Raw genomic sequence first — 25,691 nt, 5'->3', positions numbered from 1 at the left:
AGGAGTCAACTCCACTCGGTCACATGGAGAGTTACTCCACCCGCACCCACACCGGCGCGTGATCCGACCCCGGCGCCTCCCGCCGCTCCGCCGGATCCGGGCCCACCGACGGCAGCCGCAACGTTCCCTCACCCGGCAGTCCCGTCCCCGCCGCCGTCACCCGGTGGACCAGGTGATGGCTGAGCAGGATGTGGTCGATCAGCTCGCGGCGCCCGGAGTTGATCCGGGAGTAGCGCTGGTCGGCGGGGATCAGCGGGGCCACGTCCCACAGGCGGACCGCGTCGCCCTGGTCGGCCCGGTCGTAGCCGGGCGTGCCGATCTCCGAACCGGGCGGGCCGAGCAGGATCTGGGTGGTCGCGGCCGGCACCTCGTCGTTCATGTCGCCGAGCACCGCCACGTCCCGGGTACGGCCCTCACCGGCGAGCAGGTCGTCCGCGAGCGCGCGCAGGGTCGCCGCCTCGGCGGCCCTGCGGTAGAGGGCGTAGGCGCCGTAGCGGGCCCGTTCGCCCTCGTCGCGCGGGAAGAAACGCCCGCCCGGGTAGGTCAGCAGCTTCGACTTGAGGTGGGCGACCGCCACCGTCAGCGGGCCGGTCGCCGGCGTGACCTCCACGGCCAGGAAACCCCGGCCCGCGGTCGGTTCCTCGGCGCCCGAGTCGTCGGACTGCACCGGGCGCAGCTGCGCCGGGAACGCGTTCGTGTCGGCGACGACCCGCGGCTGCGTACGGCTGAGGAAGCCGACCCGGATGCCCCGGCCGTCCGGATGCGCGGAGGCGGCGGTGTGCCACTCGCCGTCCAGCAGCCCGGCCAGATCGTCGAGCGCCGCCGGGTCCCCGACCTCCTGGACGCCGAGCAGCACCGGGTCAAGTTCCGTGATCACGGCGGCGAGTGAGGCGAGCTTCGTCTCGTACGTGGCCTTGTCCTTGGGGCCGGACGGGCCGCCGGGGCGGTACAGGTTCTCCAGGTTCCAGGTGCCGAGGAGCATGCGGGGCCCCTTCCATAAGCCTTGGGCGTGAGGTTTTGGTCGTGCGCCAGAAGCCTTGGTCGTGAGGCAAGCGTGCTGGTCCGGAGCGGCCCGCGGCAGTGCAACGGCCGGATGCGCGGTTCGGCTCACGCGAGGCGAGGACCACGCCGTACGTTGGAAGAGTGAGCCACTCTCCCGCAGATCTGCTGATCACCGGCTGCACTGTCCTCGTCCACGACGACCAGGAGCGCATCGGCTTCGAGCAGGACGCCGCGATCGTCGTACGGGACGGACGCGTCGAGTCGGTGACGAGCGCGGCGGATGCGGTCGGTCTCGCCGCCGTCGAACGTATCGACGCGCGCGGCCAGGTCGCCCTGCCGGGGCTGATCAACTGCCACACCCACGCGCCGATGGTCGCGCTGCGCGGGCTCGCCGAGGACCTGCCCACGGAGGAGTGGTTCAACGACGTCGTCTGGCCCGTCGAGTCCAACCTCACCGAAAAAGACGTGGAGTTGGGGGCCCGGCTCGCCTGCGCCGAGATGATCCGCGCCGGGGTCACCTGCTTCGCCGACCACTACTTCTCCATGGACACGGTCGCCGCCGTCGTCACCGAGTGCGGGATGCGCGCCCACCTCGGCGAGGCCTACTTCTCCACCCAGGGTCCTCAAGGCCGGGAGAAATCCCTGGAGTTCGCGCTACGGCACCGGGGCACGGCAGGGGGCCGCATCACCACCGCCCTCGCCCCGCACGCCCCCTACACGGTGACCGACGCCGACCTCGCCACCACCGCCCAACTCGCCCTGGAACACGGCCTCCCCGTGCACATCCACGCCGCCGAGAACCGCGACCAGACCGACACGAGCCTCGCCCGGCACGACATCACCCCTATTCAACTCCTCGACCGCGCGGGCCTGTTGGCCACCGACCTGCTCATCGCCCACGGCACCGGCATCATCGACCGCGACCTCCCCGTCCTGGAGCGCGCGAGCGGCCGTATCGCGGTCGCCACCGCGCCCCGGGGATACCTCAAGTTCGGCTGGCCGGACACCACTCCGATCCGCGCCCTGCGTGCCATCGGCATCCCGGTCGGGCTCGCGACGGACGGCGCCGCCTCCAACAACTCCCTTGATGTGTGGGAGTCGATGGCGCTCACGTCGCTGGTGCAGAAGTCCGCCGAGGGTGATCCGCGCTGGCTGACGTCCCGTCAAGCCCTGCACCACGCGACCCTCCAGAGTGCGCGGGCGGTCGGACTCGGTGGCTCGATCGGGTCCATCGCGGTGGGGTGCCGGGCGGACCTGATCCTCGTCGACCTCACCGGGCCGCACACCCAGCCCGTCCACGACCTCGCCGCCACCCTCGTGCACAGCGCCCGTTCCGCCGACGTGCGCACCACGATCGTCGACGGTCGCGTCCTGATGCGCGACCGCGAGCTGCTCACCCTCGATGTACCCGCTGTCGTACGGGAGTTGGGGGAGCGGCTGCCCGGCCTCGTGGACCGGAGTCACGGTCGGCGGATCCAGGAATACGACACCTGAGCCGCGCTCTACGCTAGGCGCATGGATCTCGCGGACGGCCTTCTCGACCACCCGTACGACGTGTACCGGCGCCTGCGCGACAGCGCCCCCGTGCACCGCATCGCCGGCCCCGACGGCACCCCCGCCTGGCTCGTCACCCGGTACGAGGACGTGCGGGCGGCGCTGGCCGACCCGCGGCTCTCGCTGGACAAGAGGCATGCCACGGCCGGGACTTACAAGGGGTTCTCGCTGCCGCCCGCGCTGGACGCGAACCTCCTCAACATGGACCCGCCGGACCACACCCGCATCCGGCGCCTGGTCGGCCGCGCGTTCACCCCGCGCCGAACGGAGCAGCTCCGTAAGCCCATTCGGCGCACCGCCGACCAACTCCTCGACGCGCTGGGGGAGGAGGGCGACACCGACCTCATCGCCTCCTACGCGGCGCCCCTCCCGATCACCGTCATCTGCGACCTGCTCGGCGTGCCCGACCGGCACCGGCGGGACTTCCGGGTGTGGACCGACACCCTCGTCGCGCCCGCCCCCGGGACACCGCCCGAGGCCGGCAAGCACGCGGTCGTCGCGATGCTCGGCTTCTTCACCCAACTCCTCGCCGACAAACGGGAAGAGCCCGGCGACGACCTCCTCTCCGACCTGATCGCCGTGCGCGACGAGGGCGACCGGCTCAGCGAGGACGAGCTGATGTCCCTCGCCTTCCTCATCCTGTTCGCCGGGTACGAGAACACCGTGCAGCTCATCGGGAATGCCGTGCTCGCCCTGCTGCAACACCCCGAGCAGCTGGCCGCGTTGCGCGCGGACCCCGCCCAACTCCCCGCCGCCGTAGAGGAGTTCCTGCGCTACGAAGGGCCCGCGCTGCTCGCCGTCCGGCGCTTCCCGGTCGAGGACGTCACCATCGGTGGGGTCACGATCCCCGCCGGGGAGACGGTGTGGGTGTCCGCGTCCGCCGCGAACCGTGACCCGGGCCGCTTTCCCGACGCCGACCGGCTCGACCTCGCCCGCGACACCTCCGGGCATCTCGCGCTCGGCCACGGCATCCACTACTGCCTGGGCGCACCGCTCGCCCGCGCCGAGACGGAGATCGCGCTGGCCGCGCTGCTGGAGCGGTTCCCGCGGCTGGAGTTGGGCGTGGGGGAGGGGGAAGTGCGGTGGCGGCCTTCGCTGCGCGCGCGGGGGCTGCTCGCGCTTCCGGTGTCGTACGGGAAGAGCCTCCGGTGACGTACGCGGCGAAGCCCGTCTGAAGTTTTTTGGGGCTTTTCTCAGGACAGCGATGAGTTCCCGTCCTCCCTCCGGTCCACCCCTCAACGGACCGTTGTCACAGGAGGGCCCCCATGTCGCTTCCGGAGATCGTCTCGCGTGCGCAGTGGCGCGCGGCGCGCGAGGAACTGCTGGCCAAGGAGAAGGCGGCCACGCGTGCGCGGGACGCGCTGAACGCCGAGCGGCGCGGGCTGCCCATGGTGGAGATCGACAAGGAGTACCTCTTCGAGGGCGGCGACGGGAAGGCCACCCTGCTCGACCTCTTCGAGGGGCGCGGCCAACTCGTCGTCTACCACTTCATGTTCGCGCCCGAGTGGGACGCGGGCTGCCGCAGCTGCTCGGCGTTCCTCGACCAGATCGGGCACCTGGCCCATCTGAAGGCACGCGGCACGACGTTCGCCGCCGTGTCGAGGGCGCCGTACACCAAGATCCTGCCGTTCAAGGCGCGGATGGGGTGGACGCTGCCCTGGTACTCGTCCAGCGGCGGGGGCTTCAACTGGGATTTCGAGGTCACGTTCGACGGGGACGGGGAACTCGTCGAGCGGCCCGGGATCAGTTGTTTCCTGCGGGACCGCGACCGGGTGTTCCACACCTACTCGACCTATGAGCGCGGGCTCGACGGGCTCGGCTCGACCACCACCTTCCTGGACCTGACCGCGCTGGGGCGGCAGGAGGCGTGGGAGGTGCCCAAGGGGCGTGCGTCGGCGCTCGGGGCGCCTGCGGGCAGTGAGCGCGTCCGGTATCACGACGAATACGAGGATTGACCCGGAAGGTGACGGGGGCTGACGCGGGCCGTGTGCGGAAAGTGTGCGGCCGGGTGTCGACTATGTCTCAGTACCGTCACTTCCCGAGCCGTTCACCGTACTGTCGGCGTTTAACTCTATGAGGCTTCACGAAGCTCTCCGAGTTTCAGCACGACAGGGAGGTACAGGGTGAACGGGCGAACGGTGATTGAGCGTTTTCCCGCCGGCGGGCCGCGTGGCTCGTGGCCGGCGGAGGAGTTCGCGCAGGCGCGCCGTCTGGAGGGCCTGCAGGCTGAGGTCGTCATGGACATCGCGACCGACGCGTTCCTGGTCGTCGTGCGCAGCGGCGACGTCGTGGACGCCGCCGCCTGAGAGGTCAGCCCGCCTTCGGGGCGGGCACCTTCACCGTGAACTGGTCCGCCTGGAGCGCGTACAGCTCCGCGTACACCCCGCCGCTCGCGAGCAGCTCGTCGGGCGTCCCGGACTCCACCAGCCGCCCCTGGTCCAGGACATGGACCAGATCGGCGTGGCGTACGGACGCCAGCCGGTGCGTGATCAGCACGACCGTCTGCCCGGTGCCGGCCAGCGCGCGGATCTTCTCGAAGACCTCCAGCTCGGCCCGGGCGTCGAGGGCCGCGGTCGGCTCGTCCACGATCAGGACGCGGCCCTTGCGGTAGGCGGCCCGCGCGATCCCGAGCCGCTGCCACTGACCACCCGACAGCTCGTGCCCGCCGCTGAAGTTGCGGGCCAGCAGCGTGTCCAGACCGCGCGGCAGATCCGCGACCACGTCCTGCGCACTGGCCTCGGCGACCGCACCGGCCAGCCGCTCCTCGGTGATCGGCGTCGCCGACCGCCCGACGGCCACGTTGACGCGGGCGGTGAACGGCCAGCGCTTGAAGTTCTGCGCCACCATCGCGATCCGGTCCGCGAGTTGCCGCCGGTCCACGCCCGCCGCGTCCACGCCGTCCCACAGGATCCGGCCCCGGTCCGGGCGGTACAGCCCGGCCAGCAGCTTGACCAGGGTCGTCTTGCCGGAGCCGTTCTCGCCGACCAGCGCGATGATCCGGCCGAGCGGCAGGGCGAGGGAGACATCGTCGAGCGCGGGGTGGGTGGCCTCGCCCGGGTAGCTGAACGTGACGTTCTCGAAGCGGATCTCCCGCGGCTCCTCGGGCAGCGCCGCCCCGCCGACCGGGATCGCCCGCTCGGCCGCCTCCACGTACAGCTTCTGCAGATCGCCCACGAACAGGGCCTCCTCGTGCAGCTGGTTCACCGCCAGGACGAGCGTGTCGAGGCTCGCGGACCCGGTCCGGATCGCGATCACCGCCGTACCCGCCACCGAGAGCGCCATCGCCCCGGACAGCAGCAGCCCGCCCAGCGTCGCGTACGTCGCCGCCGTCGCGAGGCCCGTCCAGGTCGCCGCGATCAGCCCCGTACGGGCCGTGAGCCGGGCCAGCCGGGCCTGTTCCGCCTCCGCGCTCTCCGACATCTCGTGGAAGTGGTGCAACAGGAACGGTCCGACACCGTGCACCCGGATCTCCGGGGCCGCCTCCGGCTCGGTGAGCAGCGAACCGATGAGACGGCCGGCCCGGACGTGCTGCACCCAGGTGTGGAACGACTCGTAATGGCGCCGCGCGTTCGTCAGCGCGCCCCACGCGCTCGGCAGCGTCATCGTCGCCAGCAGCGGGAGCAGCGCCGGGTGCAGCACGGTGAGTACGCCCGCCGCTGCGACCAGTGAGATCAGCGCGTTCATCACGTTGATCGCGTGCGAGATCATGTGGCGGGCCGACACGGCGCCGTACTGCGCGGTGTCCAGCAGCTTGTGGAACGCGTGGTCCTCGATCGCGGCCAGCTCCACGGCCGCCGCCCGCTCCAGATACAGCTCGGTGGCGACCCGCTCCACCTTCGGCTCCAGCCGCCCGGTCGCATACGTCGACGCGGCCCGCAGCAGCGTGCCCACCACCATCACGGCGGCCATCGTGACCAGCGCGGGGGCGGCACCGCGCAGCCGGTCCGCGATGGCCCCGCCGGTGATCAGCCGCCCCAGCACGCTGTTGACCGCGAGCAGACTGACCGCCTGGGTGGCACCCCGGCACGCCTCGGCGGCCAGCACGGTACGCACGGCCCGCGGATCGGCCTGCCAGGCCAGCCGGAAACTCGACCGCAGCATCGCCGGCAACCGCGTCACCATGGACCGGAAGCTCAGCTCCAGAAACGCGTCGTTGTGCTGACTCCACCCCGTGTCGTACCGCAAGGGCCCACCAAAGAGCAGCCGCTCCGACGCGGACGGCTCCCCTGGCCCCGAGTCCCCCATGCCCTTGCTTCCCACCACCGACCTCCCCCGCTCGTGGACGAACGAACGGCCACTATCGCGGGGTGGGAGGGGTGCGGGGGAGAGCGCGGGAGGGAGGGGTGAGGACGCGCGGGCGTACGCCGGGAAGGTGGAGGGGCGGGGCGGTGTCTTGTCGGTGTGCGGCTCGGTCGTGGGCGGGCGCATCGCGCCCGAAGGGGCGTGGGGAACTGCGCGACAAGCCCCCACTGGACCCGCAGACGAAAACCGCTCACCCCGGACCCGTCCCTACCGACCCGCAGAAAACCCCGCTCAACCCGCGGAGCGCTAAGCACTAATAGGGCGAGACCAAGAAGGCGTAGTCCCCGTAACCCGACACACCGCCAGGTACAACGGAATCGGCGGCGTATACGGCAACTTCCCGTCCGGCTTATGGATAAGACCGGGCGCGCGAGGCGAGTCCGGCACCAGTGCCCCCGTGGTGTACCGCGCCGGCGCAGGCCAGTCCAGGGCGTAGTCGGAGTCGGACGGCACGATCCACCACCAGTGCGTCTCGTCGGCGTAGACACAGCCGACGCGCGGCAGGCGAGGCAGGACCAGTGGTCCGAAATGCGCGGGGATCGCGACGGCGTCGCAGCCGAGCGGAGCCGTCATGCCCTCGGGCACGGCCAGGCGGCGCGGCGCACCCGGCCCGTGCAGCGCACGCCCCAGCCGGACCAGCGTGTCGAGACTGAGCACCTGGCCGGGACGAGACCCGCCGCTCACACCCATTCGACCCCCGTACCGAAGTCCCCGAGTCCGCCGGATCCCTTGAACCCACCGGTGTCCCTGATCCCACCGATGTCCCCGAGCCCACCGATATCCGCGAACTCACCGGATTCCCCGGTCTCCGCGGAGTCCGGGAGGGCGCCGGCGTCCTGGTGTCCCCGGCCCCTGAAGAGACCGGTGGCCTCCTGACCGAGGCCCCCGAAGTGGCCCGCGCCCTCCCGGCCCCGCGTACCGGAGCCGGCCCCACCACGAGCAGGGCCGCCTCCGGTTTCGTGCTCCCGGCCCCCGAAGCCGCCGAGATCCGGACCTCCGAAGTCGCCGGCACCCCCATGCCAGCTGCCGGAGGCACCCCCATGCCCCCGCCCCGGAAAAACGCCCAGATCCTCGAATGCCCCGAAGTGTGCCGTCGCCTCGTCCTCGTCGCCCGAACCGCCCGACGAGCCCGGCTTGGGTCGTGCGCCCCAACCCAGGTCGTTGCGCGGTACGGAACTGTCGAGGCCGGGGGCCGGGTGGTGGCCGTGTGCCGGGTCCGCCTGCCGTGGCAGGTCGGCCCAGACCAGCAGGCCGGGTCCGTGTTCCTGAGCGCCCCAGGCCCGGCAGAGCCCGTCGATGAGAAGCAGTCCCCTCCCGTGCTCCTCATCCGGCCGCTGCGGCGACGGGCGAGGCTCACCGGGAGCGCAGCCCTCGTCACGGACGGCTATCCGCACCAGGTCGTCGCCATCGTGCAGCTCGCAGACTATGTGGCTGCTCGCGGTGTGCACGATCGCGTTGGTGACCAGCTCGGAGACGACCAGTACCGCCGTGTCGCAGGTGTCCTCGCAGACGGACCAGCCGGACAGCCGGGCCCGCGTCAGGCGTCTCGCCTGGGCCGGGGAACCCGGATGGGCGGCCAGCTCGAACCGGAACCGGCGCTCGGCAGCGGCCCCACCAGGGACGGCTCCCGCGGCGGCACCGAGACCGAGGCGGCCTGCGGCGGCGTCTGTTCCTAAGGGCGCGGACGGAATCACGCTTGCCACTATCGCCCCGCCGTGAACACTTGGCAAGTGTCACTATGAAAAATGCAGAGTGCCGTATGACGGTCTGCACGGTCGTGGCACACTGCTCGCAACAGAAAGTCGCGCGGCGCCAGTTGGGATCTCCGGAGGTCTGTCCCGATCTTCGAATGAGTCTTCGAATGGCGCCGCAGGGCTGTCAGGATTCGGTTCGCCGGGATCGGTACGTCGGGCCGGGATCGGTTCGTCGGGACCGGTTCACCGGACCGTGAGAACCCTTTCGACGGACTGTACGGACGCATGCGCTGTCAGTACTCAACCCATTACGCAGTACTTAACTCGTCACTCACTCGGTACTCGGTACTCATTCGTGGAGGTGGAGCGTGAGCGAGCCGCGGTCCGCACCGACGGTCGGCCAGGTCGTCCTCGGCCGGCGCCTGCTGGACCTGCGGGAACGCGCGGGGCTCAAGCGCGAGGAGGCAGCCCGCGTCCTCCGTGTCGCACCCGCCACGGTCCGCCGCATGGAGATGGCGGAGGTCTCCCTCAAGATCCCCTACCTCCAGTTCCTCCTGAAGTCCTACGGCGTCTCCGACGAGGAGGCCGAGGCCTTCGTCCAGCTCGCCGAGGAGGCCAACCGGCCCGGCTGGTGGCAGCGCTTCCACGACATCCTGCCCGGCTGGTTCTCGATGCACGTCAGCCTGGAGGGCGCGGCCGCGCTCATCCGGGCGTACGAACCGCACTTCGTGCCCGGGCTGCTGCAGACCGAGGACTACGCGCGCGGTGTGCTGAAGTCCGGTGCCATCGGCCAGACCGAGCCCGACGACATCGAGCGCCACGTCGACCTGCGCATGCAGCGCCAGGCCCTGCTCACCCGCCCCGACGCCCCCCGCTTCTGGGTCGTCATGGACGAGACCGCCCTGCGCCGCCCGGTCGGCGGCCCGGAGGTGATGCGTGCCCAGATCGACAAACTGCTCGACGCCACGAAGCTGCCCAACGTGACCCTGCAGGTCGCCCCGTTCTCCTCGGGGCCGCACCCGGGCACGTTCGGGCCCTTCGTGCTGTTCCGATTTGCCATGTCAGAACTGCCGGACATGGTCTACAGCGAGTACCTGACCGGCGCCGTCTATCTGGACGCGCGCGAAGAGGTGGCGACCCACCTTGAGGTCATGGACCGCATGGCGGCGCAGGCCGCTACGGCACATCGCACGAAGGAGATCCTCAAGGATCTCCGCAAGGAGCTGTGAATGGATCGCATCAAGCCGCGTATGAGCGTCTACAACGGTATGCCCGCGCGGGACTTGGGAAGCGAAGGCTGGCACAAGCCGTGGAGCGGCGGCAACGGCGGCAACTGCCTGGAGGCGATGAAGCTCGCCGACGGCCGGATCGCCGTCCGCCAGTCCACCGACCCGGACGGGCCGGCCCTGATCTACACGACCGACGAGATGACGGCCTTCATCGAGGGAGCGAAAGCGGGCGAGGCGGATTTCCTGCTCTCCTGACCGGCCTGTGCTGAATGCTTTTTCCTTACCCAACCTCCTTATTTTGGTACTGACTTGAGCACATGTCGCTGTAACGGCTTATGGAGCACGTCATGACAGGGCGGCCCACCGACGAGACCGACACCAGCAGGCCCCACCCCGCCCGTATGTACGACTGGTACCTCGGCGGCAAGGACAACTACCCCATCGACGAGGAGATGGGCCGCCAGATGCTCGCCCTCGACCCGAGGGTGCCGGTCATGGCACGTGTCAACCGCGCGTTCATGCACCGGGCCACCCGCTGGCTCACCGAGCACGGCGTACGGCAGTTCCTGGACATCGGCACGGGCATCCCGACCGAGCCGAACCTGCACCGGGTCGCGCAGGCCATCGCGCCGGAGGCACGTGTCGTCTACTGCGACAACGACCCGATCGTGCCGGCCCATTCGGCGGCCCTGCTGCACGGCACGCCCGAGGGTGCGACCGAGTATCTGCAGGCCGACGTGCGGGAGCCGGACGCGATCATCGAGGGCGCGAAGCGGGTCCTCGACCTCACCCGGCCCGTCGCCCTGTCCCTCGTCGCGCTGCTGCACTTCGTCCCCGACGAGGACGGCGCGCACGAGCTGGTCGACGGCCTGCTGTCCCAACTCCCCACCGGCAGCTACCTGATGATGACCCACGCCACCGCCGACTTCACCCCGGAGGAGTCGACGGCGGCGGTCGAGAAGCTCACGGCGGCGGGCATCACCCTGGCACTGCGCTCCCGCACCGGCTTCGCCCGCTTCTTCACCGGCCTCGACCTGGTCGAGCCGGGCGTCGCGGTGATCGACCGGTGGCATCCGGAGCTGGGCGAGGTGGTGCCGGGGCAGGAGGACGGGGTGATTCCGGGGTACGGGGCGGTGGGCCGCAAGCCCTGAGGCCCCTGACGCGCTCCTTCAGAACCACGACAGCATGCGGCGCGGCGCGTCCACCAGCTGACTGACGGCGACCACCGGCAACGGCGGTTGCTCCGGTCGGCCTGGTCCCGGCCCGAGGCTCAGCGCCTAGTAGACCTGCTCGATCGACGGCGGTCCGACGGCGAGATTCCGCCGGACCGCCCGCGCCGACGACGCCTCCCCGGTCCGTACGAGATACGCCGCCGCCATCGTCCCCGTACGGCCCACCCCCGCACCGCAGTGCACGAACACCGGCCCGCCCGCCGACGCGACGACGTCGAGAAACTGCCCCACCTGCGCGGGAGTTGGCGTCTGCCCGTCACGGATGGGCAGTCGTACGACGTCCAGCCCGGCCCTGCGCGGTTCGGCGAGCTGTGCCGCGCTCAGGTCCTCGGCCCGCAGATCCACGACCGCGGTGAAGCCGAGGCGGGCCAACTCCCGGTAGCCGGCGGGAGAGGGAGCGGCGCCTCGCCACAACTTGCCCTCGGTGTCCACGGGTTGGAAGTGATGGATGCCCTGCGCGGTACGGGTCCCCGGAGGCGGCGGGGTCTCCTCGCGCGCCCAGCACGACAGCGCGAGGATGCCCAGCGCGCCGGTGGCCCGCAGGGCGACATAGCCGAGGGTGACGCCGAGGAGCAGCCTCATCGCGCGTTCGGGCAGGCTGAGTTGAGGCGAGGGAGCGAGTACGGGAACGGTTGCCATGCGCGACCCAGCGCGCCCGGCTGTTCGGGAGCGGCGAGCACGGCGAGGCGTCCCGCGAGCCGCCGTTCGGTAGGCCGCCCGGTTGCGGCGGCGATCCGCTGCACCACCCAGGCGAGCCCGGACAGCAGCACCCCGGTGACCATGAGGACGGGCACGAAGACGTACGTACGGTCGGCGGTCTCCTCCAGCCAGCGGAAACGGGCACCCTCGCGCTCGACGGACCCCTGCCGCAGCCGGACCAGCACATCTTCCTGACGCTCAGTCAACTCCCGTTGTCTGGCGTCACTTTCCTTCACCCGTCTCCTCCCCAAGTGCGAGTCCTTAGGCGCGAGCGGGGGAGTGCGACCGCTCATCCGGCGGCAGGGACTCCCGCCGACCCGTCCGGAGGGAGCACTTCGCACAGCGCCTCCAACGCGGCTCCGAACGCGGCCTCCGAGGGCGTCGCGTACCCCACGACCAGGCCGTCCTGATCCGCTGTCGCAGCTGTCTCCGCTTCCGGATGCCGGAACGCGGCGAGCCCGTCCAGCGCGACGCCCTGCCACGTGGCGGCTTTGAGGGCGGAGCGCTCCGTGCCGGGCGGCAGCCGCAGCACCGCGTGCAGGCCCGCCGCGACCCCGGTGACCTCGATGTGCGGGGCCTGCGCGGCGAGCGCCGCGACGAGACGGTCACGGCGGCTCCGGTACCGCTGCCGCATCCGCCGCACATGACGGTCGTAGGACCCCGACACGATGAGGTCGGCGAGGCTCAGCTGGTCGAGGATGCTCGCCCAGGCCTCGCGTTCGCCCTTGGCCGTGAGCACGCCCTCGACGTACCGCTCCGGCAGCACCATCCAGCCCAGGCGCAGCGCGGGCGACAGGCTCTTGCTGACCGAGCCGAGGAGGATCACCCGCTCCGGGTCGAGCCCCTGGAGCGCCCCGACGGGTTTGCGGTCGTAGCGGAACTCCCCGTCGTAGTCGTCCTCCAGGACCACCCCGCCCTGTGCGCGTGCCCAGTCGATGACGGCGGTCCTGCGCTCGGCGTGCAGGGGGCCGCCGGTCGGGAACTGGTGCGCGGGCGTGAGCAGTACGGCCCGCTCCTTCGTCAACTCCTCGACGCGCGCGCCGTGTTCGTCGACCGGCAGCGGCACGGTCCGGACGCCGGCCGTCCGCAGCAACTCCCGGTGGAAGCCGAGTCCGTACGACTCCACGCCCAGCGGTCCGCGCAACGGCCCGCCGCCCTGGCCGAACAGCAGCCGCAGCCCGTGCGCGAAGCCGGAGCAGATCACGATCCGGTCGGGTGCGGTCCGTACGCCACGCGCGCGTGCCAGATACTCCGTGAGCGCCTCCCGCAACTCGACCCGGCCGGCCGGGTCGCCGGGCCCGAACACCTCGTCCGGCGCCTGCTGGAGCGCCCGCCGGTAGGACGCGAGCCAGGCCGCACGCGGGAACGCCGACGCGTCGGGCGTGCCCTGGCGGAGGTCGTGCCGGGGTGCACGCGCGCGTGGAGGTGCCGTAACCGGGCCTTTCGCGGCGTGTCGCACTGGCTGCGCCCGCAGCGGCCGAGCTCTCTCGGCCACCCGGGTGCCCGAGCCCTGGCGCGCGGTCAGCCAGCCCTCCGCGACGAGTTCCGCGTACGCGTCCGCGACCGTGTTGCGGGCGACCCCGAGGTCCGCGGCGAGCGAGCGGTACGGCGGCAGCCGGGTGCCCGGGGCGAGCCGCCCACTGCGCACGGCCGCCCGCAGCGCGTCGATGAGCGCGGCCCGCCGTCCACCACTCCCGGACAGCTCCAGATGTAGATCGGCGCCGATCCGCTCCGCGGAATTGACCCACGATTTCGCCATGGAAATGCACCCTACAGTGGGTCTTTCCGGCTCGTAGATTCATCACATGACGACAAACGCGATGACGAACACGACGACGAACGCGACGACGAACACGCACGCTGATGTCAGCGCCGCGGCGACCCGCATCGACCTCGCGAAGGCCGCCCCGAAGGTCTTCCGCGCCCTCATCGGCTTCGACGCCGCCGCCCGCGAGGGCATCGACCCGGCCCTGGTCGAGCTGATCCAGATCCGCGCCTCGCACCTCAACCACTGCGCGTACTGCCTGCACATGCACACGAACGACGCCCGCAAGGCCGGCGAGAGCGAGGACCGGCTGCACATGGTCGCCGTCTGGCGCGAGGCCCGGCACTTCTTCACGGAGCGCGAACAGGCCGCCCTCGCCCTCACGGAGGCGGTGACCCTGGTGGCCGACGGCGGTGTCCCGGACGACGTCTACGCGCAGGCGGCGGCCCACTTCGACGAGCAGGAACTGGCCCACGTCCTCGCCCTGATCCTCACCATCAACACCTGGAACAGGGTGGCCCTGTCGACCGCGAAGACGGCGGGCACGGACCAGCGCCGCTGAGCCGCCCGTTCACACCACCATCGGGCGGTCGTACGGTCCGATCGGCGCCGGGAGTTGGGAACTCCCCGTCAGATAACGGTCGACGGCCGCCGCCACCGCCCGCCCCTCCGCGATCGCCCACACGATCAGCGACTGCCCCCGCGCCGCGTCCCCCGCGACGAACACCCCGCGCGTACTCGTCGCGAAGTCCACGTCCCGGGTGATCGTGCCGCGCGGTGCCATCGCCAGCCGCAGCTGATCGATGAGCCCGTCGCCGCGGTCGGGCCCTGAGAACCCGAGGGCGAGCAGCACGAGATCGGCGGGCAGGCTGCGCCCGGAACCGTCCAACGGCCGCCGCTCCGCGTCGACTTCGACCAGGTGCAAGGACCGCACGTGCCCATCCGCGTCCCCCTCGAAGTGGAGCGTCGACGCCGCGAAGAGCCGCGCGTCCGCGTCCGCCGCCGGCGCCGTTTCCAAGTCCCGCGCCTCCTCGTGCGCGGCCGAGAGCCGATAGATCTTCGGATACGTCGGCCAGGGCTCCGCGTCCTCGTCGCGCTCGGCGTCCGGCTGGGCGTAGATGTCCAACTGCGTGACGGACGCGGCCCCTTCACGCACCGCGGTGCCGAGACAGTCGGCCCCTGTGTCACCGCCGCCCACGATCACGACATGCTTCCCGGCGGCGGACAGGGGCGAGGCGGCCACGTCCCCCTCGCACACCCGGTTGGCCAGCGGCAGGTACTCCATCGCCTGGTGGATGCCGGTCAACTCCCGCCCCGGCACGTCCAGTTCACGCCAGGCCGTCGCTCCCGTGGCGATCACCACCGCGTCGTAGCGCGCCCGTAGGTCGGCCGCCCCGATGTCCCGCCCGACCGTCGTCGACGTACGGAACTTGGTGCCCTCGGCGCGCATCTGCTCCAGCCGCCGTTCCAGATGCCGTTTCTCCATCTTGAACTCGGGGATGCCGTACCGCATCAGGCCGCCGAGCCGGTCGTCGCGCTCGTACACGGCGACCGTGTGCCCGGCCCGCGTCAACTGCTGTGCCGCGGCTAGGCCGGTGGGCCCGGAGCCGATCACCGCGACGGTCCGCCCGGACAACCGGTCCGGCGGCCTCGGTGGCGCGAAACCGTCGCTCCAGGCGCGGTCGGCGATGGCGACCTCGACGTTCTTGATGGTGACGGCGGGCTGGTTGATGGCGAGCACGCACCCCGCCTCGCACGGCGCCGGGCACAACCGCCCGGTGAACTCGGGGAAGTTGTTGGTGGCGTGCAGTCGGTCGGCCGCCGCCCGCCAGTCGTCCCGGCTGACCAGATCGTTCCACTCGGGGATCAGGTTCCCGAGCGGACAGGCGTCGTGGCAGAACGGGACCCCGCAGTCCATGCACCGGTCGGCCTGTTTGCTGACGATCGGCAGCAGCGCGCCCGGGACATACACCTCGTCCCAGTCCCGCACCCGCTCCGCGACCGGCCTGCGGGGCCACTCCTCGCGCGGGGTGGTCATAAAACCCTTGGGATCCGCCATGGCCGTCTTCCTTGCGTCCGCGTACGACAGGCCGTGCGTCATCGGGCGGCACTCTTTCAGCCACGATAAGGCCCCCGGGCCGGGCGCGCAGAGTGGGACGAGACGGCTTTCTCAAGCGTTGCGGCAGGCGGCTCCGTGGGCCCTCACCAGCCTTCGCTCAGGTGATCATGTGGTTTCTCTCAGGTGAGAGCCAGCATGTACACCAGCGCGGCGGCGGCCGAGGCGCCCGCGCGGACGTGGTTCCACATCGTCCACTCGCGTATGTACGTCGGCCAGTACGCTGCGGCCTCCGGCGTCCCCGGGTCCAGCTTGAGCAGCGCTTCGTTCCGGGGCACGTTCGCGACGAGGGTCAGCCCGAACGCCCCGAACAGATACAGCGCGCTGCCCAGCAGCAACTCCACGGTGCCCCGATCCGGCCACAGCACGAACGTCACCACCGCGATCACCGCGCACAGCACCGCGGAACCGGCGAACAGCACCATGAAGACGGGCGTCATCGCCGCCGTGTTGATCGCGTTCATCGCGGCGACCCCCTGCGCGGGCGGCAACTCGGCCAGCCCCCGCATGACCAGCACGGAGAAGGCACAGAACACCCCGGCCATCACCCCGGTCGCGAGCACCCCCAGAACCGTCAGGGTCACATACGGTTCACCGATCATGCCGACACCAACTCCCGCCCGTAGAGCCGAGATCCTGCCCACCACCGACCACCGGGACAAGTCGATCCCGCCCCTGACCGGGTCACCATGGCCGAGAATCGCCGGGGCATACGTGGACGTCCACGGGCCCTCCGGGGGTGGCGCGTGGGACTGACCCGTAGGGCCGCCATCTCCTCACCCGCCATCCCCTCACCCTGCGTCCATCTCCACCCCGGCCGCTGCCTCCGCCGGAACCCCGCCCTCCCGCCATCCCTGTAGAACCCCCTCCACCCCCACCGAGATCCGCCGCCGGGCCTCATGTCGCGGCACCCCACTCATCAGCAACTGGTCGTAGGGCGTGTCCACATGCCGTATGGATGCCGCCACCGCCGAGAACACCGCCCCCTCCGACAACGCCCGCCCCGCCGCACTCCGCCCCACCCGCCCGCTGCCCCGCGCCGAGGCATGCGCGGCGACGGCCCGGGCCCGCGCCTCGGGGCAGCCGGGGAACAGCCGTCGTATCTCCGCCGCGAACGCCTCCGCGAACCGCACGTCCTCCGCGGCCCGCCGCGCCGCGTCCCGCACCCGGCGCCGCCGCCGCGCCTCCGCGTCCGCGAGGCACCGTTCCTCGGCACGCGCGAGCCCCGCCTCCTCGACGAGAACGCCCTGCCGCTCGTACCGGCCCCGCCGCCGTTCGAACCGCACCACCACCGCCGACAGCCCACTCTCCTCCCGCGCCCTGCGCGTCAACGCCGTGTCCCCGCGCGGCAGGAACACCAGATGCCCGAGATCCGCGCAGTCCAGACACCGCGGCACCCCACCCTCGACGACCACCAACGGCAACGGTCCCCGCCGGCATTCGGCACAGTGCCGCTTCCTGAGCGGCTGAACAACGAGCGGTCCCCGGTGGGTGGGTGGAGTCGCGAGCGCCGCCGTACGAGACATACGAGAGGTATTCCCCTTTGCTGGGCGCGTCTCCCCTGTCTCTCTTACGCCCTCCGCACACCACGCGGAACGAACACCGACACGCGCGTCCGGTGCCGGGTCGGCGTCTCGATCTCGTCGAGCACCGCCACGGCCAGATCCGCGTACGACAGCCCGGGCGCCCCCTCCGGCACCCGCTCGTCGCCCAGCCGCCGGCGCCCGGTGCGCGGGGCGTCCTGTTCGAGTCCACCGCCCGGTGTGAGCATCACCCAGTCCACCGCCGTGTCCTCGCCCGCCTCCCGCAGGCGCCGCAGACCGGCCGTGTGGGCCAGCGCGAACGGCCTTATCGCGGGCGGAAACGCCGAGGGGTCGTCCATCACCGGCCGCCCGTCCGCCCGTCCGCCCCGAGGAGGTTCGCGAACAGCCCGACGGCGACGAGCCGCCGTACCCCTGCCGAGGCCAGCCCCTCCAGCAGCGCGTCCGCCGCCTTGGCGAAGAAGCCGGGATCGAGCGAGTCGAAACCCGGATCGGGCCCGCCGAACGGCGACACCGCGTGCACGGCACCGACCGCCCCGCCCGCGACCTCCCGCACCGACCCGACCTCGGTCACATCACCCCGTACGACTGAGACGCCGTCCGCGGCGAGGTCCACGTACCGCGCCGGATCCCGCACCACGGCCGTCACCTCGTGCCCACGCCCGAGCGCCTCTGTCGTCACCGCCCGTCCAGCCCGGCCTCCGGCGCCGAAGACGACGATCCCGCCCATGCCCAACCCCCTTGTCCGGCAGCGTCGTTCGCCGCCCGACCTGGACGTTGGACACCCGGGGCCCGGTTACTTCAACGGTATCGGCGCTTGCCTCGACGCATGACCGACGCGACGGACGCCGTAGGGGACGCCGTACGGAACGTCCTACGGCAGGAACCGCTCGACCCCGACATGTTCGACCCTGTCTGTCCCTCCTCCGCGATGCCCGCAGGAACCACCGGTGCGACGCGTCCTGACCGGTGCCTGCCGCATCATGGGCCCTGTGCGACTGGAAGCGATCACCTGGGACCGGCTCGGCGACCATCTCGCCGAGCGTCTGCTCGACCTGAAGCCGGCCGACGGCAGTCCCTGGACGCGCGTCGCCCTCGACGGTGCCTCGGCGGCCCGCCCGGGCGACCTCGCCGAGCGCGTCTCGGAGGCGTTGCGGATACGCGGCCGTCCCTCGCTCGTCGTCGGCACCGAGGGGTTCCTGCGGCCCGCCTCGCTGCGGCTGGAGTACGGGCGCCAGGACGTCGAGGCGTACTACGACGGCTGGTTCGACACCCGTGCCCTGTGGCGCGAGGTCTTCGGCCCGCTCGAACCGGACGGCGACGGCCGCGTCCTGCCCGACCTGTGGGACCCGGTCGCCGACCGAGCCACCCGCAGCCCCTACGTCCAACTCCCGCCCGGCGGCGTCCTGTTGCTGCATGGCCCCCTCCTCCTTCGACACTGGTTCCCCTTCGACCTGACCGTCCACGTCCTCCTCTCACCGGGCGCCCTGCGCCGCCGTACCCCCGAGACCGAGCACTGGACCCTGCCCGCCTTCGAGCGCTACGAGGACGAGACCGACCCGGCCGGCACGGCGGACGTCCTGGTACGCGCCGACGATCCGCGCCATCCGGCGTGGAACGGCTGAGTCACGGATTCGGTGAGTCCCGTGGGACCTGGGGTGGCGCGGGCCTCACCGAGTCCGGCAACCGGAAGTCGTGACCGTCCGGGTGCGTTCACCCCGTCGCGCGGCGAGAATGTAGGGCGCCGGGACTAGCGGAACGTTCTGTGCCGCGCCGGCCGTCCGGCACCGGGAGGTACTTCATGACCACCGCCGGAGACATCATGCACCGGGGCGCCCAGTGGATCCCCGCGCACGAAACCCTGGACCGCGCCGCCCAGCTGATGCGCGAACTGGGCGTCGGAGCCCTGCCCATCAGCGACGAGAACGAACGGCTCTGCGGCATCCTCACCGACCGGGACATAGTCGTCGGCTGTGTGGCCATGGGCCACGACCCGGCAAAGATCACCGCCGGCGAGATGGCCCAGGGCACACCCCGCTGGATCGACGCCGGCGCCGATGTCGGCGAGGTGCTCCAGGAGATGCAGGGACACCAGATCCGCCGGCTCCCCGTCATCGAGAACAAACGCCTCGTCGGCATGATCAGTGAGGCCGACCTCGCCCAGCATCTGACGGAGGAACAGCTCGCCGGCTGGGTCGAGAGCGTCTACGCCCGGAGCGGCATGCGGTGAGCCGACATGCGTCGAACCACCGGACGGTTCCGGTTCAGCGGCTGACGCTCAGAGCCAGCCGTTGCGCCGGAAGCCCCGGTACAGCACCAGACAGGACACGAGTATCACGCCTATGACCAGGGGATAGCCGTACCGCCAGTGCAGTTCCGGCATGTGGTCGAAGTTCATGCCGTACACACCGCACACCATCGTCGGTACGGCGATCACCGCGGCCCATGCCGTGATCTTCCGCATGTCCTCGTTCTGCGCGACCGTCACCTGGGCGAGGTGCGCCTGCAGAATCGAGTTGAGCAGTTCGTCGAAGGACGCGATCTGCTCCTTCGCCCGCAGCAGATGGTCGGAGACGTCCCGGAAGTAGGCCTGTATCTCCGGTCCGATCACCCGCATCGGCCGGGTGGCGAGTTCCTCCAGCGGGCGGCTCAGGGGGACGACCGCCCGCTTCAACTCCAGGAGTTCACGCTTCAGTTGGTAGATACGGCCCGGGTCCGCCCGCGCGCCGTTCTCCGCGAACACGTCCGTCTCCACCTGGTCGATGTCCGCCTGCACGGAGTCCGTGACGCTCAGATAGTCGTCGACCACATGGTCCGCGATCGCGTGCAGCACCGCCGCCGGTCCCTTCGCGAGCTGCCGTGGGTTCGACTCCAACTCCTCGCGCAGCGGCCCCAGCGAGCCGTGCCGCCCGTGCCGCACCGTGATGACGAACTCGGCGCCGACGAACACCATGATCTCGCCGGTGTCCACGACCTCGCTCGTCGCGGTCAGCTTCTCGTGCTCGACGTAGCAGACCGTCTTGAACACCGCGAACAGCGTCTCGCCGTAGCGCTCCACCTTCGGGCGCTGATGGGCCTCGATCGCGTCCTCGACCGCCAGCGGGTGCAGGTCGAAGAGCTCGGCGATGCCCGCGAACTCCTCGTTCGTCGGCTCGTGCAGGCCGAGCCAGACGAAGCCGTCCTCCTTCTTGCGCACCCGCTCGACGGTGTCCACGAGGTCGCCGGCGACCGGGACGCGGGTGCCGTCCTGATACGTGACGCACTTCACCACCGAGGAGCCCAGCGGTGACCGGGCGTGGTGGCTCAGGTCGACCCGCGGGTGCCGGCGGGCCAGCCGTGCCACCTTGCGGAGGCCGCCGACCCTGCCCAGGCCCGTGACCTTCCGAAGATTCCCTGCCATGGACATCCGGAACTCCTTGCGTGGATCCCCTCGCATCGCATTTCTGCGCCTTGGCGTGCCAGTTTGCCAGGCCGACGTGAGCCGCGGGTAAGCCTGTGGGAACGGAATCCTCCGCTTTGTTCCCGGCTGTGGATGAAGCCGTGGACGAAGCCGTGGACGAACCGGCGCAGGGCCGCGACAAGGGTGCGATGGGCCGGAGCCTCGCCCCTCCCGACAACCGGAGCGTCGCCCCCTGTCGACAACCGGGGCAACTGGGATGATCGCGGCATGACGCGATCCGACGGGTATCTCCTCGACAACCGGCAGTCCGAGGCGGGACAGCGCTTCGACGCCTTCGCCACGCTCTTCGACCCCACGACGTTCCGGCACCTGGAGGGGTTCGGCGTCGGACCCGGCTGGCGTGTCTGGGAGGTCGGCGTCGGCGGCACCTCGGTGGTGTCCTGGCTGGCCAAGAAGGTCGGGCCGACGGGGAAGGTCGTGGCGACCGACATCGACACCTCCCAGGTCGCCTCGGCCGCACGCCCGCCGATCGAGGTGCGCGTGCACGACGTGGGTGCCGAGGAACCGCCGGGGGAGGGCTTCGACCTCGTGCACGCCCGACTCGTACTCGTCCATGTCCCGGACCGGGAACGGGCGTTGCGCTCGATGATCAAGTCCCTGCGCTCCGGCGGGCGCCTCCTCGTCGAGGACGCCGACCCCGCCCTCCAGCCCCTGCTCTGCCCCGACGAGCACGGCCCCGAGCAACAACTCGCGAACCGCCTCCGCCACGGCTTCCGCAAGCTCCTCGCCGACCGCGGCGCCGACCTCTCCTACGGCCGCCGCCTCCCGCGCCTGCTCCGCGAGGCAGGCCTGCGCCGCGTGGAGGCCGACGCGTACTTCCCGGTCACCTCACCGGCCTGTGCCGCCCTGGAATCCGCGACGGTCCGCCAGATCCGCGACCAACTCGTCACCGCGGGCCTGGCCACGGACGAGGACATCGACCGCCACCTGGCCAACGTCGCCTCCGGCACGATGGACCTGGCGACGGCTCCGATGATCTCGGCGTGGGGGCGGAAGGCGTAGGCCGTGGGCGGGAGTTGGGGGAGTGGTGGTGGGTTTTCGTCGGGGCCGGTGCCGGGCAGGGGAGTCGCCGCCCGACACCGGCGGCCGCCCTCCCCGTACAACTCCCCCTCCGGCCTCCACAGTTGACCGGCGGTCCGACACAAGCCCCCTCACTCCCGCACCGGCGGTCGCCCTCCCACCCGTTCCACCGCCCGCGCCCCCGCCCGGCACCCCTCCCGCGCCGCCTCCTCCGGATCAGCGCCCGCCAGCAGCGACGCGAGGAACGCCCCCGTGAAGGCGTCCCCCGCGCCCGTGGTGTCCAGGGGAACAGCCGACTCGGCCGGTACGCGTGCGTGGATCGTGCCGGAGTGGGCCACCAGGGCTCCCTCGGCGCCCTGCTTGGTGATCACGAGGGGGACATGGCGGCTCAACTTGGCCGCCGCGTCCGCCGGATCGGGCAACCCCGTGAGCAGACACGCCTCGTCACGGCTCGGCAGCAGCACGTCGACGCCCTCGACGAGCGCCAGGAAGCGGTCCACGCCCAGCTCCACCAGGAACCCCGCCGAGGCCGGATCCAGACTCACCGGCACCCCACGCGCGCGTGCCGACTCCACCGCCGTGGCCACCAACGCCCGGCTCGGCTCGGAGAACAGCAGATAGCCCGACAGATGCAGCCGTACGACGCCGTCGAGCAGCGAGTCCGACCAGTCGTCGGGATCGAACCGCAGGGCCGCGCCGCTGTCGGTGAGGAACGTCCGCTCGGCCGCCGCCCCCGTGTCGACCAGGCAGATCACCGTCCCGGTCGGCGCCTCCGGATCGACGACGAGACGAGGTCGCACCCTGGAGGCGACCAGCTCGCGCTCGTGCCACACCGCCGCGTCCGCACCCACGCGACCGAGCAGCCGTACGTCCGTACAGCCCCAATGGGCCGCCCAGCAGGCCACGTTGGCGCCCGCGCCGCCCGGCACAGTGCGGACCGCGGCGGCGGTGTCGGTGCCCGGGGCGAGCGGCCCCCGGTGCCGGGCGACGACGTCCGTGACGACGTCCCCGACGACCAGGAGCGCGCCGTTCTGCTCCGGTGTCACGCCTCGGCCCAGGCCGCCGCGATCCGCCCCGCCAGCCGTACGTTGCCGCGCACGGCCGCCAGGTTGGCAGCGAGCGAGGCACCGTCGGTGTGCTCCACGAGGTAGCCGAGCAGGAACGGGGTGACCGCCTGCCCGGTGATGCCCTCCGCCTCGCACGCGTGCAGCGCGTCGGCGAGCACGCGCGCGTGCAGCTCGGGATCCAACTGCTCGTCCTCGGGCACAGGGTTGGCGACGATCAGCGTCGACTCCGGGGCGTCGAGGGCGTTCTGCGCCCGCATCACGGCCGCGACCTGCTCGGGGGTCTCCAGCGTCCACTCCACCGGGTATCCCGAGTCGGAGAGGTAGAAGCCGGGGAAGCGGTCCGTGCCGTATCCGGCGACCGCCACGCCGAGCGTCTCCAGCCGTTGCAGGGTCGCCGGCACGTCCAGGATCGACTTCACGCCCGCGCACACGACCGTGATCCGGGTGGACGCCAGCAGCCCCAGGTCGGCGGACTCGTCCTGCGTCACCGTCCACTCCCGGTGCACCCCGCCGAGCCCTCCGGTCGCGAACACCCGGATGCCCGCCCGCGCGGCCAGCAGCGCCGTCGCCGACACCGTGGTCGCCCCGCTGGCCCCGGCCGCCACCGCGAGCGGCAGGTCGCGGTGGCCCAGCTTGCGGATCCCGTCCTCGTTGGCGACCCGCTCCAACTGCTCCTTGTCCAGGCCGACATGGGGCCGCCCGTCCAGCACCGCGATCGTCGCGGGGACGGCACCTTCCTGCCGTACCGCCGCCTCCAGTTCCAGTGCCACCTGCAGATTGCGCGGGCGCGGCAGCCCGTGCGCGATGATCGTCGACTCCAGGGCCACCACGGGTCGACGCGCGTCGATCGCCTCGCGTACTTCCTCGGACACCACCAGCACCACGCGCCTCCTGTCGTTCGGTCTTCCCTCATCCCTGGCGGGTGCCGGGCCTGGTGAAACCCTCGCGGACTGTGGGAGACACCACCAGCGGTGGACGTGGAAAAAGGGGGCCACGCGTGCGTGGCCCCCTTTCCGCCGGGTCAGACCGGGCTCACGCCCGCCAGCGTCCCGTGCGGATCGAGCACGTACTTGCGGCTGGCGCCCTGGTCGAACTCGGCGTAGCCGCGCGGTGCGTCCTCCAACGCGATCGGGGTCGCGTTGACCGCCTTCGCGATGTGCACGCGCCCGTGCAGGATCGCCATCATCAGACTCCGGTGGTACGTCATCACCGGGCACTGACCGGTCGTGAACGCGTGGCTCTTGGCCCAGCCGAGCCCGAGCCGCACCTTCAGGGTGCCGCTCTTCGCGTCCTCGTCGACCCCGCCGGGGTCGGCGGTGACGTACAGCCCGGGGATGCCCAGGGCACCGCCCGCGCGCGTGACGCCCATCAGCGAGTTGAGGACGGTCGCCGGCGCCTCCGGGGCGTCCGGGCCGTGGGCCCGTGCCTCGAAGCCGACCGCGTCGACCGCCGCGTCCACCTCGGGCTCGCCGAGGATCTCGGCGATCTGCTCCCCGATGTCGCCGCGTGAGACGTCGACGGTCTCGCAGCCGAAACTCCTTGCCTGGCCCAGGCGTTCGGCGTTCAGATCGCCGACGATGACGACCGCGGCACCCAGCAGCTGCGCCGACGCGGCCGCCGCCAGACCGACCGGACCTGCCCCGGCGACATACACCGTGGACCCGACCCCGGCGCCCGCGGTGACCGCGCCGTGGAAACCGGTCGGGAAGATGTCCGACAGCATGGTCAGATCGAGCAGCTTCTCGCGTGCCTCGTCCCGGTCCGGGAACCTCAGCAGGTTGAAGTCCGCGTACGGGATCATGGCGTACTCGGCCTGACCGCCGACCCAGCCGCCCATGTCGACATAGCCGTAAGCCGCCCCGGGGCGGGCCGGGTTGACGTTCAGGCAGATGCCCGTCTTGCGTTCCTTGCAGTTGCGGCACCGCCCGCAGGCGATGTTGAACGGTACGGAGACGATGTCGCCCACGTCGATGAACTCGACGTCCGGCCCCCGTTCGACGACCTCTCCGGTGATCTCGTGTCCGAGGACCAGCCCCTCGGGCGCGGTCGTCCGACCGCGCACCATGTGCTGGTCGCTGCCACAGATGTTGCTGGCGAGCACCTTCAGGATCACCCCGTGCCGGGCCTTTCGGCCGACGTTGGCGGGGGCGACTCCCGGCCCGTCCTGCAGTTCAAGCGTCGGGTAGTCGATGGTCCTGACCTCGACCGCTCCCGGCTTGAGATACGCGACTGCCCTGTTTCCGCTTCCACTCATGCGTGTTCGCCGTCCCTTCGGCTCCGATCCCCCGGATGCCAGTGGCTGTGCGCGCGCACGGCGGAGTCTGCTACCGGCTCGGCCTCCCGGCCACCCTTCGCGGGACATCGGAAACCGGGATCTTCCGGGAGCGGGTGAACAGGGCCAGCGCGGCCAGGGGTATCAGCAGGCAGGCGGCGGTGAGGTTCAGCCAGCCGTAGCTCGCCTCGGCGACCACCAGCCCGGCCACCGCTGGCGATGACACCGGTCGAGTTGGGCCACCACGGGGCGAGCATCGAGCTGGTCGGGCTGGTGATCAGCGGGCACATCGCGGGGATGTACGCGTTCTCGCCGCTGATGGGGAGGCTGTCCGACCGGGTCGGGCGGCTGTCCGGGATAGGGCTCGCGGTGGGGCTGCTGGCCTGTGCCGCGTTCCTCGCCGGTACGGCGTGCGGGAGTCATGGGCGGATCGCACTGGGGTTGTTCGTGCTTGGCCTGGGGTGGTCGGCGGGGCTCGTCTCCGGTTCGGCGCTGCTCACGGACTCGGTGCCGCAGCCCGCGCGTGCCGCCGCGCAGGGACTGTCCGACCTCACCATGAACACCTCGGCGGGGATCGGCGGGGCGCGCACCCGATGACACTGCGACCGCACGCGTGCGTGAAGCCGCCGTGACCGCACGCGTGCGTGAAGCCGCCGTGACCGCACGCGTGCGTGAAGCCGTTCCTCACCGACACAGCCGTCGTCACCAGCAAAGCCATCCCCCTCTGTCTCCCCGTCC

General features: G+C 71.4%; 28 protein-coding genes and 2 pseudogenes. 13 read left to right on the top strand and 17 right to left on the bottom strand.

Going from position 1 to position 25,691, the window contains the following annotated elements; genetic code table 11:
- Window positions 1–31: 31 nt before the first annotated feature.
- Entirely contained in the window at window positions 32–982 is a 951-nt protein-coding gene (locus OG588_RS12015; protein WP_405947267.1) for an endonuclease/exonuclease/phosphatase family protein, read from the bottom strand.
- Between the two features lie 161 nt (window positions 983–1,143).
- Here OG588_RS12015 and OG588_RS12010 point away from each other — a divergent pair, with 161 nt between their 5' ends.
- The 4 genes from OG588_RS12010 to OG588_RS11995 all read left to right on the top strand — a co-directional run bounded on the left by OG588_RS12010 (window position 1,144) and on the right by OG588_RS11995 (window position 4,862).
- Complete coding sequence (locus OG588_RS12010; RefSeq protein WP_405947266.1) at window positions 1,144–2,496, top strand: amidohydrolase; 1,353 nt, start codon at window positions 1,144–1,146, stop codon at window positions 2,494–2,496.
- Between the two features lie 21 nt (window positions 2,497–2,517).
- Window positions 2,518–3,708: a cytochrome P450 gene (locus tag OG588_RS12005; RefSeq protein WP_405947265.1), complete on the top strand. Its 1,191-nt coding sequence runs from the start codon at window positions 2,518–2,520 to the stop codon at window positions 3,706–3,708.
- A gap of 113 nt (window positions 3,709–3,821) precedes the next feature.
- Window positions 3,822–4,511, top strand: coding sequence for a DUF899 domain-containing protein (locus OG588_RS12000; RefSeq protein WP_405947264.1), 690 nt, complete (start codon window positions 3,822–3,824; stop codon window positions 4,509–4,511).
- A gap of 168 nt (window positions 4,512–4,679) precedes the next feature.
- Complete coding sequence (locus tag OG588_RS11995; protein ID WP_405947263.1) at window positions 4,680–4,862, top strand: hypothetical protein; 183 nt, start codon at window positions 4,680–4,682, stop codon at window positions 4,860–4,862.
- Between the two features lie 4 nt (window positions 4,863–4,866).
- Here OG588_RS11995 and OG588_RS11990 read toward each other — a convergent pair whose 3' ends face one another.
- The 3 genes and pseudogenes from OG588_RS11990 to OG588_RS11980 form a co-directional block, all read right to left on the bottom strand.
- Window positions 4,867–6,801: an ABC transporter ATP-binding protein gene (locus OG588_RS11990; RefSeq protein ID WP_405953097.1), complete on the bottom strand. Its 1,935-nt coding sequence runs from the start codon at window positions 6,799–6,801 to the stop codon at window positions 4,867–4,869.
- A 303-nt stretch (window positions 6,802–7,104) separates the two neighbouring features.
- Entirely contained in the window at window positions 7,105–7,548 is a 444-nt protein-coding gene (locus OG588_RS11985; protein WP_405947262.1) for a hypothetical protein, read from the bottom strand.
- Between the two features lie 404 nt (window positions 7,549–7,952).
- Window positions 7,953–8,561 (bottom strand): annotated as a pseudogene (locus tag OG588_RS11980) (ATP-binding protein); the annotation flags it as partial.
- Window positions 8,562–8,920: 359 nt separating this feature from the next.
- On the opposite strand from OG588_RS11980, the gene OG588_RS11975 reads away from it, so the two are divergent.
- The 3 genes from OG588_RS11975 to OG588_RS11965 all read left to right on the top strand — a co-directional run bounded on the left by OG588_RS11975 (window position 8,921) and on the right by OG588_RS11965 (window position 10,932).
- Window positions 8,921–9,781, top strand: a complete 861-nt coding sequence (locus OG588_RS11975; protein WP_405947261.1) for a helix-turn-helix domain-containing protein — start codon at window positions 8,921–8,923, stop codon at window positions 9,779–9,781.
- Window positions 9,782–10,036 carry a DUF397 domain-containing protein gene (locus OG588_RS11970; RefSeq protein ID WP_019060458.1) on the top strand — a complete coding sequence of 85 codons (255 nt, stop codon included), beginning with the start codon at window positions 9,782–9,784 and terminating at the stop codon, window positions 10,034–10,036.
- Between the two features lie 92 nt (window positions 10,037–10,128).
- Entirely contained in the window at window positions 10,129–10,932 is an 804-nt protein-coding gene (locus OG588_RS11965) for an SAM-dependent methyltransferase (protein WP_405947260.1), read from the top strand.
- A 126-nt stretch (window positions 10,933–11,058) separates the two neighbouring features.
- Here OG588_RS11965 and OG588_RS11960 read toward each other — a convergent pair whose 3' ends face one another.
- From OG588_RS11960 to OG588_RS11950, 3 genes are all read right to left on the bottom strand, one after another.
- Complete coding sequence (locus tag OG588_RS11960; RefSeq protein WP_405947259.1) at window positions 11,059–11,652, bottom strand: fused DSP-PTPase phosphatase/NAD kinase-like protein; 594 nt, start codon at window positions 11,650–11,652, stop codon at window positions 11,059–11,061.
- Window positions 11,592–11,918, bottom strand: coding sequence for a hypothetical protein (locus tag OG588_RS11955; RefSeq protein ID WP_405947258.1), 327 nt, complete (start codon window positions 11,916–11,918; stop codon window positions 11,592–11,594). Before OG588_RS11955 ends, OG588_RS11960 begins: the two co-directional genes overlap by 61 nt.
- Before the next feature lie 83 nt (window positions 11,919–12,001).
- Window positions 12,002–13,471, bottom strand: a complete 1,470-nt coding sequence (locus OG588_RS11950) for a PLP-dependent aminotransferase family protein (RefSeq protein ID WP_405947257.1) — start codon at window positions 13,469–13,471, stop codon at window positions 12,002–12,004.
- Between the two features lie 46 nt (window positions 13,472–13,517).
- On the opposite strand from OG588_RS11950, the gene OG588_RS11945 reads away from it, so the two are divergent.
- Window positions 13,518–14,039, top strand: a complete 522-nt coding sequence (locus OG588_RS11945; protein ID WP_405947256.1) for a carboxymuconolactone decarboxylase family protein — start codon at window positions 13,518–13,520, stop codon at window positions 14,037–14,039.
- A gap of 9 nt (window positions 14,040–14,048) precedes the next feature.
- Here the strand turns inward: OG588_RS11945 and OG588_RS11940 are convergent, their stop codons facing one another.
- Both OG588_RS11940 and OG588_RS11935 read right to left on the bottom strand, forming a co-directional pair.
- Window positions 14,049–15,536 (bottom strand): glutamate synthase subunit beta, encoded by a 1,488-nt coding sequence (locus OG588_RS11940; protein WP_405947255.1) that lies wholly within the window; start codon window positions 15,534–15,536, stop codon window positions 14,049–14,051.
- A 179-nt stretch (window positions 15,537–15,715) separates the two neighbouring features.
- A complete protein-coding gene (locus tag OG588_RS11935) occupies window positions 15,716–16,195 on the bottom strand; it encodes a DUF1772 domain-containing protein (RefSeq protein WP_405947254.1) in 480 nt (159 codons plus the stop codon).
- Here OG588_RS11935 and OG588_RS11930 point away from each other — a divergent pair.
- Window positions 16,194–16,349: a hypothetical protein gene (locus OG588_RS11930; RefSeq protein WP_405947253.1), complete on the top strand. Its 156-nt coding sequence runs from the start codon at window positions 16,194–16,196 to the stop codon at window positions 16,347–16,349. The genes OG588_RS11935 and OG588_RS11930 overlap by 2 nt on opposite strands.
- 35 nt (window positions 16,350–16,384) lie before the next feature.
- Here the strand turns inward: OG588_RS11930 and OG588_RS11925 are convergent, their stop codons facing one another.
- From OG588_RS11925 to OG588_RS11915, 3 genes are read right to left on the bottom strand one after another with little or no spacing between them, the layout of a single operon-like run.
- Window positions 16,385–17,119 carry a DUF2293 domain-containing protein gene (locus tag OG588_RS11925; RefSeq protein ID WP_405947252.1) on the bottom strand — a complete coding sequence of 245 codons (735 nt, stop codon included), beginning with the start codon at window positions 17,117–17,119 and terminating at the stop codon, window positions 16,385–16,387.
- Window positions 17,120–17,163: 44 nt separating this feature from the next.
- On the bottom strand, window positions 17,164–17,475 hold the full coding sequence (locus OG588_RS11920; protein ID WP_405947251.1) for a hypothetical protein: 312 nt from the start codon (window positions 17,473–17,475) through the stop codon (window positions 17,164–17,166).
- On the bottom strand, window positions 17,475–17,864 hold the full coding sequence (locus OG588_RS11915) for an NAD(P)-dependent oxidoreductase (RefSeq protein ID WP_405947250.1): 390 nt from the start codon (window positions 17,862–17,864) through the stop codon (window positions 17,475–17,477). Before OG588_RS11915 ends, OG588_RS11920 begins: the two co-directional genes overlap by 1 nt.
- A 262-nt stretch (window positions 17,865–18,126) precedes the next feature.
- Between OG588_RS11915 and OG588_RS11910 the strand changes: the two genes are divergently transcribed.
- Window positions 18,127–18,759 (top strand): uridine kinase, encoded by a 633-nt coding sequence (locus tag OG588_RS11910; protein WP_405947249.1) that lies wholly within the window; start codon window positions 18,127–18,129, stop codon window positions 18,757–18,759.
- Window positions 18,760–18,935: 176 nt separating this feature from the next.
- Window positions 18,936–19,364, top strand: coding sequence for a CBS domain-containing protein (locus OG588_RS11905; protein WP_019067604.1), 429 nt, complete (start codon window positions 18,936–18,938; stop codon window positions 19,362–19,364).
- Window positions 19,365–19,412: 48 nt separating this feature from the next.
- Here OG588_RS11905 and corA read toward each other — a convergent pair whose 3' ends face one another.
- Complete coding sequence (gene corA, locus OG588_RS11900; protein WP_405947248.1) at window positions 19,413–20,540, bottom strand: magnesium/cobalt transporter CorA; 1,128 nt, start codon at window positions 20,538–20,540, stop codon at window positions 19,413–19,415.
- Between the two features lie 261 nt (window positions 20,541–20,801).
- On the opposite strand from corA, the gene OG588_RS11895 reads away from it, so the two are divergent.
- Complete coding sequence (locus tag OG588_RS11895; protein WP_405947247.1) at window positions 20,802–21,596, top strand: methyltransferase domain-containing protein; 795 nt, start codon at window positions 20,802–20,804, stop codon at window positions 21,594–21,596.
- Between the two features lie 149 nt (window positions 21,597–21,745).
- Here OG588_RS11895 and OG588_RS11890 read toward each other — a convergent pair whose 3' ends face one another.
- The 4 genes from OG588_RS11890 to OG588_RS11875 all read right to left on the bottom strand — a co-directional run bounded on the left by OG588_RS11890 (window position 21,746) and on the right by OG588_RS11875 (window position 25,179).
- Window positions 21,746–22,660 carry a carbohydrate kinase family protein gene (locus OG588_RS11890; RefSeq protein WP_405947246.1) on the bottom strand — a complete coding sequence of 305 codons (915 nt, stop codon included), beginning with the start codon at window positions 22,658–22,660 and terminating at the stop codon, window positions 21,746–21,748.
- Window positions 22,657–23,565 (bottom strand): pseudouridine-5'-phosphate glycosidase, encoded by a 909-nt coding sequence (locus OG588_RS11885; protein ID WP_405947245.1) that lies wholly within the window; start codon window positions 23,563–23,565, stop codon window positions 22,657–22,659. The genes OG588_RS11890 and OG588_RS11885 overlap by 4 nt, the downstream gene beginning before the upstream one ends.
- A gap of 137 nt (window positions 23,566–23,702) precedes the next feature.
- A complete protein-coding gene (gene fdhA / locus OG588_RS11880; RefSeq protein ID WP_405947244.1) occupies window positions 23,703–24,935 on the bottom strand; it encodes a formaldehyde dehydrogenase, glutathione-independent in 1,233 nt (410 codons plus the stop codon).
- Between the two features lie 70 nt (window positions 24,936–25,005).
- Window positions 25,006–25,179, bottom strand: coding sequence for a hypothetical protein (locus OG588_RS11875; protein ID WP_405947243.1), 174 nt, complete (start codon window positions 25,177–25,179; stop codon window positions 25,006–25,008).
- On the opposite strand from OG588_RS11875, the pseudogene OG588_RS11870 reads away from it, so the two are divergent.
- Window positions 25,167–25,538 (top strand): annotated as a pseudogene (locus tag OG588_RS11870) (MFS transporter); the annotation flags it as partial. The gene OG588_RS11875 and the pseudogene OG588_RS11870 sit on opposite strands and share 13 nt — an antisense overlap.
- Window positions 25,539–25,691: the final 153 nt, after the last annotated feature.

The sequence above is a fragment of the Streptomyces prunicolor genome (genome assembly GCF_045162825.1).
In the GTDB taxonomy this organism is placed as follows: domain Bacteria; phylum Actinomycetota; class Actinomycetes; order Streptomycetales; family Streptomycetaceae; genus Streptomyces; species Streptomyces prunicolor.
Note: the sequence above shows the minus strand (reverse complement) of the source record. Positions and strands in the feature narration are given on the sequence as shown.